The following is a 9636-nucleotide window of genomic DNA, read 5'->3' on the forward strand; positions in this document are numbered from 1 at the left end:
GGCGAGCAGCAGGTCGACGTCATCTACCGCCGCATCGACGACACCTTCCTCGACCCCCTGCACTTCCGCTCCGACTCGGTCGTGGGTTGCCCCGGCCTGCTCAACGCTGCTCGCGCCGGCACGGTGGGCATCGCCAACGCCATCGGGAACGGCGTCGCCGACGACAAGCTGCTCTACACCTACGTCCCCGACCTGGTGAGCTACTACCTCGGGGAGGAGTCCGTGCTGCCCAACGTCGAGACGTATCGGCTGGAGGACCCCGAGCAGCGCGCCCACGTGCTCGACCACCTCGACGAGCTCGTCCTCAAGCCCGTCGAGGGCTCGGGCGGCTACGGCCTCGTCATCGGGCCGACGGCGACGGAGCAGGAGCTCGCCGACGCCCGCGCCGCCGTGCGCGCCTCCCCGCGCTCGTGGATCGCGCAGCCGGTCGTGCCGCTGTCGACGGCGCCGACCTTGACGCCCGAGGGGTTCGCGCCGAGACACATCGACCTGCGCCCGTTCGCCGTCAACGACGGCAAGGAGGTCTGGGTGCTGCCCGGCGGGCTGACCCGGGTCGCCCTGCCGAAAGGCAGCCTCGTCGTCAACTCCAGCCAGGGCGGTGGGTCCAAGGACACGTGGGTGCTCGCCGGCCGTCCCGGGGCGCACCCTGCGCCAGGCACCGGCGTGCCGGTGGAGCGCCCGGTCGGTGAGGGCGTGGCCGGGGCCGACGTCGTGCCGGTCGTCGCCCCTGCCCCGGAGCAGGCGCCCGACTCGGGCGAGTCCGCCCAGCAGCAGCAACAACAGCAGCAGCAGGGGCCGCTGCCGGCCCGGCCACACGGTGAGGTGCGCGGAGACCGCCGGCCCGCGACGCGGCATACCGCCCGTATGCCGTCCGTCCAGGAAGGGGCAGCATGCTGAGCCGGCTTGCCGAGAACCTCTTCTGGATCGGGCGCTACGTCGAGCGCGCGGAGGACACCACGCGCCTGCTCGACGTGCACGCCCACGTCTTCCTCGAGGACGCGCCCCTCGACCTCGAGGGCAACTGCCGCACCGTGCTGTCCGTGATGGGGGTGCCGGCACCCGAGGGCCCGGTCGGCATCAGCGAGGTGCTGGAGCTGCTCGCCTTCGACACCGGCACGGCCGCGAGCATCACGAGGTCCCTGGTCGCCGCCCGGGAGAACGCCCGCGGGGCGCGCGACGCGATCTCCTCGGAGATGTTCAACTGCCTCAACCGGGCCTACCACCGCCTGCCGGGTGAGGTCGTGGCCGCGCGGCGCGCGGGCCCCGACGCGTTCTTCTCCTGGGTGCGGGCCACGAGCGCGGAGTTCCACGGGCTCGCGGACTGCACCATGAGCCGGGACGAGGGCTGGCTCTTCCTCGTGCTCGGCCGCAGCCTCGAGCGGGTGGACATGACGGCACGGCTGCTCGCCACGCGGGCCGCGACGTCCGGCTCGAGCACCCCGACCTGGGTCACGCTGCTGCGCTTCTGCGGTGCCTACGAGGCGCACCTGCGCACGTACCGGGGGGCCATGGAGCCGGCGCGGGTCGCCGAGTTCCTCCTGCTCGACCGGCTCTTCCCGCGCTCCGTCTTCTCGGCGCTGCGCACCGCCGAGAACTGCCTCATCGAGCTGCAACCCCTCGTGGGCCGCGCGGGTGTCGCCGACGAGGCCCGCCGGGCGCTCGGCAGGGCGCGCACGAGCATCGAGTACGGCCGGCCTGAGGAGCTGCTCGAGCGGATGCCGGCCCACCTCGAGATGCTGCAGGCAGCGGTGGCGGTGGCCGCCGACGCGGTCGCGCGGCGGTACTTCCGGCCGGGTGAGCCGGTCGTGTGGCACCGGGAGGCGGGCGCATGACGATGCGGATGCGGGTCGTGCACTCGACCCGCTACGACTACGAGGCGCCGGTCACCTACTCTTACAACGAGGCCCGCCTGACGCCGCCGACGACGACCACCCAGACGGCGCTCGAGACCGCGGTCCACATCGAGCCACCCACGAGCCTGCTGAGCTACCGCGACTACTGGGGCACGCCCGTCACGGCGTTCGACCTGCATCAGCCGCACGACAGCCTCCAGGTCGTTGCGACGTCCATGGTGGAGACGGGCACCACGGCTCCGGCGGAGGGGGCGGCGAGCTGGACCGAGCTGCGTGACGACCGTGTCCAGGACGCGTATGCCGAGCTGCTCGCCGCCACGCCGTACACCGCCTTCGACGGCGCCATGGCCGACGCGGCCGACGCGGTGGCGGCGCAGCCGACTCCGGCCGACGCGGTGCAGACCGCGTCGGCGCTCGTGCGCGAGCACCTGACCTACCGGCCGGGGGCGACGGGCGTGCGGACGACGGCCGCGGAGGCGTGGGAGGCGAGGACCGGGGTGTGCCAGGACTTCGCGCACATCACGGCCGCGCTGCTGCGCCGGGCCGGCGTGCCGGCGCGCTACGTCTCGGGCTACCTGCACCCGTCGCCTCAGCCGGCCGTGGGCCTGACCGCCGTCGGCGAGAGCCACGCGTGGGTCGAGGCGTGGGTCGGCGCCTGGCTGGCGGTGGACCCGACCAACGGCGCGCCGGTCCACGAGCGGCACGTCCTCGTCGGGCGCGGCCGTGACTACCGGGACGTCTCGCCGCTTCGCGGCATCTTCGCCGGCCAGGGGCGCTCCACGCTGACTGTGTCGGTGGCCATCACCCGGCTGCACTAGGAAGGGGCAGGCATGGCAGGAGTCGAGGCGCCGGGCGCGGCGGAGGTCGACGCGGCACTCGAGCTCACGGTGTCGCAGTCGGCGACGATCGTGCTGCAGGTCGCGCTCGCCGGTGACCCGGGGCGCCAGGACGAGCGGCTCGAGGTGACCCTCGACGGGCGCGCCGTCGAGGTGAGCGAGGTCGCGGCAGACGTCGGGGGTCGCCAGCACGTCGTCCGCGTCGCCCCCGGGCAGCTGCACGTGCGCTACCGCGCAACCATCAGCGGCGAGGCCACGTCGCGGCCGGCCCCGCCAACCGTGACGGACGCCGAGCGGATCGTCGCGCTGCGTCCGAGCCGATACTGCCCCGCGGACCGCGCGCTGGGGCTGGCCGCAGCCGAGTTCGCCAACCGCAGCAGCGGGACCGAGACGATGCGGGCCATCTGCGGCTACGTCGCCGGGCACACGGCATACGTCCCGGGTTCCAGCGGCCCCACCACGGACGCGGTCGAGACCCTCCTCTCCGGACAGGGCGTCTGCCGCGACTACGCCCACGCGGTGACGATGCTGGCGCGCGCTGCGGGCATCCCGGCGCGGCTCGCCGCCGTCTACGCTCCCGGGCTCTCGCCGATGGACCTGCACGCGGTGGTCGAGGCCGCCGTCGACGGCAGCTGGCAGGTGTGGGACGCGACCAGGCTCGCCCCCCGGCCGTCGTTGCTGCGCATCGCCACCGGCCGGGATGCGGCCGACACCGCTTTCGTCACGGTGCTCGACGGCCGCGCGGAGCTCTCTGCCATGGAGATCGTGGCGGTGGCGGCAGGCGACCTTCCCGTCGACGACCACCAGCAGGTCGTGGCGCTCGCGACGTGACCGGCCAACCGCCGCGGCGCCCAAGGCCGCAGACGAAAAGACCCGCCCCTGCCGGTCTGGTCGCCGAACTCGACCGGCAGGGGCGGGTGCCCGTTGACCGGTGACCTGACAGGGGAGGCGGTCACCGAGTCGCGCAGGAGCAACTCACACGACGACTATGGTGACTCAACCTGAAAACACCCTGTACGCCAGATGGCAGTTCGCTGGTGCCTGGAATGGGAGGGAGGGGGCGCGGGCGCCAGGCGCGCGGGCGGCTCAGGTGCGCGCGCCGACGACCATCCAGGAGTCACGGCGAGCGCGCCACCCGATCGCGGCCGCCCGCAGGAGCATGAAGACCAGGAAGGCGAGCCACACGAGCACGACGCCCTCCGTGGCCGGACGTCCGGTGCCGAGCGCGCGGGCCGCGAGGACGACGGGCAGGTAGGCCACGAGCACGGCGACCGACGCACCCGCCAGCCAACGCCCGTCCCCCGCGCCGATGAGCACGCCGTCGAGGACGAAGACGTAGCCGGACACCGCCTGGCCGAGACCGACGAGGACGAGCGCGGCCCCGAGCGCCTCGTGCACCGCCGGGTCCGCCGTGAAGAGCGGGGGCAGCACCGAGTGCAGCGCCACGAGCAGCAGCCCCACGGCCAGCCCGCCCCGGGTGCCCCACCGCACCATCGTGTCCATCGACGTGCGCACCCTGGCGCGGTCACCCGCGCCGAGCGCCTTGCCGACGAGTGCCTGGGCGGCGATGGCTAGGGCGTCGAGGGCGAAGGCGAGGAAGGACCACACCGTGAGCGCGACCTGGTGCGCCGCGAGGGGGACGTCCCCGAGGGAGGCCGCGACCCACGTAGTGACGAGAAGCGTCGCGCGCAGGGCGAGAGTCCGCACGAGGAGCGGTATGCCGGTCAGCGCGGCGGTGAGGACGCGCCCGGGGTGAGGGGCGATCCGGGCGCGCAGGAGGATGCAGCGTCGCACGAGCACGGCGACGAGCGCGGCCCCCATCGCCGTCTGCGCGATGACGGTGCCCCACGCCGACCCGGCGATGCCCCAGTGGAGCCCGTAGACGAGGAGCAGGTTGAGCCCGATGTTGGCGCCGAACCCGCTGACGGAGGCCAGCAGGGGGGTGCGGGTGTCCTGCAGGCCGCGCAACACGCCGGTGACGGCGAGGATGACGAGCATGGCCGGCAGGCCGAGGGCGGAGATGCGCAGGTAGGTGGTCGCCTGGGCGGACGCGGCGGCCGAGGCGCCGAAGACACCGCTGATGGGGCTGGCCGCGAGCGCTACGACGGCCGCCGTGGCGGTGCCGAGCAGGACCGACAGCCACAGACCGTCGACACCGGCGGCCACCGCGGCCCGCTCGTCGCCGGCGCCCAGGTGCCGCGAGACGATGCTCGTGGTGCCGTAGGCGAGGAAGACGAAGACGCCAGCGGCGGTGACGAGCGCGGTACTCGCCACCCCCAGCCCGGCGAGCTCGGCCGTTCCGAGGTGCCCGACGATGGCCGAGTCCGCCAGGAGGAAGAGCGGCTCGGCGACGAGCGCGAGGAACGCGGGCACGGCGAGGCGCAGGATCTCGCGGCGAGGCTCGGCGGGCGCCGGTGCAGGCGTCACGGCACACGTGCCGCGCCCGGCACGCTTGCCGCGCCCGGCACGCCTACCGCGGTCCGCACCGCCGCGCTCACGGCCGCCCACCTGGGTGTTGCCGCACGTCACGCGGGGTCCCTGCGCCTCACCCCGGCCTCGACGCACGGGCCCGGGTGAGGTAGCCCCAGGGACGCGCGAAGGCCGGACCCGGCAGGTAGAAGCGCTCGACATCGTCGACGACGAGACCGCCAGCGCGCGCCAGCGCCGCCGGCTCCCGCGTGAGGTGGCACCCTCCGGCAAGGCGCTGCTGCAGCGGGTCGAGCCGGTGCTGCCACCGGGCGACCCGCTGGTCGGGAGCGATCCCGTGCTCGAGGAGCAGCAGGCTGCCGCCTGGGCGCAGCACGCGGAAGAGCTCGCGGACGGCCGCGGCGACGTCGCCGATGGTGCACAGCGTGAAGACGCTGACGGCGGTGTCGACGCTCGCGTCAGGCAGTGCCACGTGGGCGCCGTCGAGGCCGACGCGGCGCACGTCGAAGGGCACGGCCTCGCGGCGCTCGGCTGAGCGCCCCCAGGCGACGTCGGAGGGCTCGACGGCAAGCACCGCTGTCACGGAGGGCGGGTAGTGCGCCAGGTTGAGGCCCGAGCCGAAGCCGAGCTCGAGCACCTCTCCGCGCGCGTGCGAGCAGACCTGCTCGCGCAGACCGCGGAGGTAGGCGGTGTCGAGCGTGACGTCGATGGCGCGAGGCAGCACCTGCGTCGACCACCAGCCCATGGGTGCCGCGCCTCAGGCGGGGGTGCCGTAACGGGCGGCAGCGCGGGCGCGCGCCTTGGCCGCCTCGACGTCGCGGTCCCTGGGCGGCGCGCTCGTCGTGAGGTGCTCGAGCAGGTGGGCGGTGGCGTGCGCGACGGCCTCGACCGCCTCGTCGAACGCAGCCTGGTTGGCGCGGCTCGGCCGGGTCGTGCCGCTGACCTTGCGGACGTACTGCAGGGCCGCCGCCTGCACCTCGTCCGTCGTTGCGGGCGGATCGAAGTTGGAGAGCGGGCGGATGTTGCGGCACATGGTTCGCAGGGTATGCCGCCGACTCGGCCGGGGGTAGACCGGGTCAGCCGGCCGGCAAGGGCGGGGTGGGCGCGCCGCCTCGCCGGCCGGTGAAGGCTCATGTCGGACTTATCCGGCGGGGGCCATCACCGGCCCCGTGCGCCGCGTGAGCCCCGGGGGAGCGGGGCTGTGGACAACGCACAGGCGCAAGAACTTTTCGTCCACACCGGGTGGACACTCGTTTGCCCATGTCGCTGAGCACGAGTTGAGTGTGAGGCAGTTCGCAAGTTCTTGTTGTGCACACACCTTCTCCACACCTGTGCACGGCGTGTCGACTCAGTCGTCCACCGGTTGTCCACAGGCCCGCGTTGAGCGTTGCCCCCGGCGGCTCTACGGTGGCTCGGTCCCACCGCGGCGCCCTGGGGAGGCCGCGCCGCTCGACCCGAAAGGTCTGGTGGCGACGGCATACGAGCCTGCCGAAGGGCTGTCGGTGCCGCGTGGTGAGGTTCATGCACGGGCAGGTCGGTCCGCAACGAAGGGAGAGCCGGTGTCGCTCGATGAGCTGAGCACGAGCGCCTTCTCGTCCTCGCGGTCCGACGGGCCCCCGGACGACCGGCTCCCCCCTCAGGACGTCGGCGCGGAGCAGTCCGTCCTCGGCGGGATGCTGCTGTCCAAGGACGCCATCGCCGACTGTGTCGAGCAGCTCAAGGGCACCGACTTCTACCGGCCCGCGCACGAACTCATCTACGACGCCATCCTCGACCTCTACGGGCGCGGCGAGCCGGCCGACGCCATCACCGTCGCGGACGAGCTGACCAAGCGCGGGGACCTCTCCCGCGTCGGCGGCCAGGCTTACCTGCACCAGCTCATCTCCTCGGTGCCCACCGCGGCCAACGCCGGCTACTACGCGCAGATCGTCGCGGAGCGGGCGGTGCTGCGCCGCCTCGTGGAGGCCGGCACGCGGATCGTCCAGCTCGGCTACGCCCAGGGCGGCGGTGACGTCGAGGACATCGTCAACGCCGCCCAGGCCGAGGTGTATGCCGTCGCCGACAAGCGAGGCGGCGACGACTACCACGTCATCGGCGACATCATCGAGGCCACGGTCGACGAGATCGAGGTGGCCTCCGGCCGCAGCGGCGAGATGACCGGGGTGCCCACGGGCTTCACCGACCTCGACTCGCTGACCAACGGCCTGCACCCCGGCCAGATGATCGTCGTGGCCGCGAGACCGGCGATGGGCAAGTCGACCCTGGGCCTCGACATCGCTCGCACAGCCGCCATCAAGCACAAGATGGCGTCCGTCGTCTTCTCGCTCGAGATGAGCCGCACCGAGATCACGATGCGCCTGCTGTCGGCGGAGGCCGGCATCCAGCTGCAGCACATGCGCAAGGGCACCATGCGCGAGGAGGACTGGACGAGGCTGGCCAAGACGATGGGCAAGGTCTCCGACGCGCCGCTCTTCATCGACGACTCGCCCAACATGTCGCTCATGGAGATCCGGGCCAAGTGCCGGCGGCTCAAGCAGCGCCACAACCTCAAGCTCGTCATCATCGACTACCTCCAGCTCATGAGCTCGGGCAAGCGCGTCGAGTCGCGCCAGCAGGAGGTGTCGGAGTTCTCGCGTGCCCTCAAGCTGCTCGCCAAGGAGCTCGAGGTCCCGGTCATCGCGATCTCCCAGCTCAACCGTGGCCCCGAGCAGCGCACCGACAAGAAGCCGGCCATGAGCGATCTGCGAGAGTCCGGCTGCCTCACCGCCGAGACGCGCGTCCTGCGCGCGGACACCGGCGCGGAGATGTCCCTCGGGGACCTGCTGCGCTACGGCGAGCGGGACGTGCCGGTCTGGTCGCTCGATGAGTCGCTGCGCTACGTGGCGCGCCCCCTCACCCACGTCTTCTCGACGGGTGTCAAGCCCGTCTTCCGGCTGACCCTGGCCTCAGGCAAGACCGTGCGGGCCACCGAGAACCACCCCTTCCTCACGTATGCCGGGTGGTCGTTCCTGGGCGAGCTGCGGACGGGCGACCGCATCGCGGTGCCCCGCCACGTGCCGGCCCCGGAGGACTACGACCAGCCGCTCGAGGACGACGACCTCCGGACGGGCGCGCTCATCATGTCGTCGCGGACCTCCGACCGGCCCGGCGCGAGGGTCGAGGCGATGGGCTGCGGGATCGGGTTCGACGTCTACCCGCAGGGTGAGCGCACCCTGCCGCCGGACCTCGGCTACTTCCCCAAGCGGCAGATCGGCCTCTTCGTCGCGAGCCTCTGGGCGATCGACGGGGAGGTGACGGTCGACGAGGCCGCGCGCGAGGGCCGCGTCGTCCTGCGCGCGGCGTCGCGGCTGCTCGTCGACGACGTGGCCCGGCTGCTGCTGCGCTTCGGCATCTCGACGACCGTCACGCCCGAGCGTCGGGGATGGGCCCTGGACGTCGTGGGTGTCGACGACCAGCGACGCTTCCTGCAGGAGATCGCCGTCCACGCGGAGCGCACCCCTGCGGCCGAGGCACTGCTGCGCATCGTCCGCGAGCGCTCCGGGGCGGACGTCGCGGGGGTCAGCGCCGGGGGGACGGATCGACTGACAGCTCTGGATGGTGCGGGTGCTCCCCGGGTCACCCTCACGCCCGAGGACATCTCCGACGACCTCTACGACGAGGAGGGCTTCGACCTCGAACGCGCGGCCGAGCTCTTCGACAGTCTCGACCTCGACCTCGAGGCCGCCAACGACGTGCTGTGGGACGCTGTGGCGTCGGTCGAGCCGGACGGCGTGGAGGAGGTCTTCGACGCCACGGTCCTCGGCGGCCACAACTTCATCGCCAACGGCATCGCCGTGCACAACTCGATCGAGCAGGACGCCGACATGGTCATCCTGCTGCACCGTGAGGCGGCCTACGAGCGGGACTCGCCGCGCGAGGGGGAGGCCGACCTCATCGTGGCCAAGCACCGCAACGGACCGACGGACACCATCGTCGTCGCCTTCCAGGGCCACTTCAGCCGCTTCACCAACATGGCGACCAACTTCTAAGCCCCTGTCGAGATGCAGCCTTATCTGGGGGTTGATGACGCGGTGAGTGGTCTGGCCTGTGGCGATGTGTCGCGGACACTGTCCACGAGGCGGTCCGCGTGCGTTGTTCAATGCGGTATCTGGAGATGATGGAGACTGGCGCCGTGAACGAGCGAGACGATGGCCCCTCCCCGGAGCAGGTTCTCCAGGCGCTCGAGTCCGCTGGTCACTTGCTCGCTGATGTGATCGGCGTGATCGAGGTGGGCGAGAATGACTGGCCCGTGTGGCGACACCTTAGGCGCGCCGCCCTGACCGAGTCGCCAGCCGCCTTCGGGTCGACGCTTGCGCAGTGGAGCGGAGCAGGGGACACCGAGCGGCGGTGGCGCGCGCGCCTCACGAGCGTCGCCTTGAACCTCGTGCTCACCATGGACGGCGAGCCGGTCGGCCTGGTGAGCGCCACCGCGCCCGGCGCCGACGGGCACGTCGAGCTGATCTCGCTGTAGCGAGATCAGC

At 72.6% G+C, this 9636-nt stretch carries 9 protein-coding genes; 6 read left to right on the top strand and 3 right to left on the bottom strand.

Annotated features, from left to right (window positions below; all coding sequences use genetic code 11):
• The 4 genes from VFJ94_RS14325 to VFJ94_RS14340 all read left to right on the top strand — a co-directional run.
• A partial coding sequence (locus VFJ94_RS14325; protein WP_325004900.1) for a circularly permuted type 2 ATP-grasp protein occupies positions 1-897 on the top strand: 897 nt, incomplete at its 5' end.
• On the top strand, positions 891-1832 hold the full coding sequence (locus tag VFJ94_RS14330; RefSeq protein ID WP_325004901.1) for an alpha-E domain-containing protein: 942 nt from the start codon (positions 891-893) through the stop codon (positions 1830-1832). The genes VFJ94_RS14325 and VFJ94_RS14330, both read left to right, overlap by 7 nt.
• Entirely contained in the window at positions 1829-2671 is an 843-nt protein-coding gene (locus VFJ94_RS14335; RefSeq protein WP_325004902.1) for a transglutaminase family protein, read from the top strand. The genes VFJ94_RS14330 and VFJ94_RS14335 overlap by 4 nt, the downstream gene beginning before the upstream one ends.
• A gap of 12 nt (positions 2672-2683) precedes the next feature.
• Positions 2684-3520 carry a transglutaminase family protein gene (locus tag VFJ94_RS14340; RefSeq protein ID WP_325004903.1) on the top strand — a complete coding sequence of 279 codons (837 nt, stop codon included), beginning with the start codon at positions 2684-2686 and terminating at the stop codon, positions 3518-3520.
• A gap of 255 nt (positions 3521-3775) precedes the next feature.
• Here the strand turns inward: VFJ94_RS14340 and VFJ94_RS14345 are convergent, their stop codons facing one another.
• The 3 genes from VFJ94_RS14345 to VFJ94_RS14355 all read right to left on the bottom strand — a co-directional run bounded on the left by VFJ94_RS14345 (position 3776) and on the right by VFJ94_RS14355 (position 6149).
• Entirely contained in the window at positions 3776-5116 is a 1341-nt protein-coding gene (locus VFJ94_RS14345) for an MATE family efflux transporter (RefSeq protein ID WP_325004904.1), read from the bottom strand.
• 118 nt (positions 5117-5234) lie between these two features.
• Positions 5235-5861 (bottom strand): class I SAM-dependent methyltransferase, encoded by a 627-nt coding sequence (locus VFJ94_RS14350; RefSeq protein WP_325004905.1) that lies wholly within the window; start codon positions 5859-5861, stop codon positions 5235-5237.
• A 12-nt stretch (positions 5862-5873) separates the two neighbouring features.
• Complete coding sequence (locus VFJ94_RS14355; protein ID WP_325004906.1) at positions 5874-6149, bottom strand: DUF2277 domain-containing protein; 276 nt, start codon at positions 6147-6149, stop codon at positions 5874-5876.
• Positions 6150-6675: 526 nt separating this feature from the next.
• On the opposite strand from VFJ94_RS14355, the gene VFJ94_RS14360 reads away from it, so the two are divergent.
• Positions 6676-9144, top strand: coding sequence for a replicative DNA helicase (locus tag VFJ94_RS14360; RefSeq protein ID WP_325004907.1), 2469 nt, complete (start codon positions 6676-6678; stop codon positions 9142-9144).
• 209 nt (positions 9145-9353) lie between these two features.
• Complete coding sequence (locus VFJ94_RS14365) at positions 9354-9626, top strand: hypothetical protein (RefSeq protein WP_325004908.1); 273 nt, start codon at positions 9354-9356, stop codon at positions 9624-9626.
• The last annotated feature ends 10 nt before the right edge of the window (positions 9627-9636 follow it).

Origin of the sequence: Intrasporangium sp. (assembly GCF_035688975.1) — a bacterium.
In the GTDB taxonomy this organism is placed as follows: Bacteria; Actinomycetota; Actinomycetes; order Actinomycetales; family Dermatophilaceae; genus CALMNV01.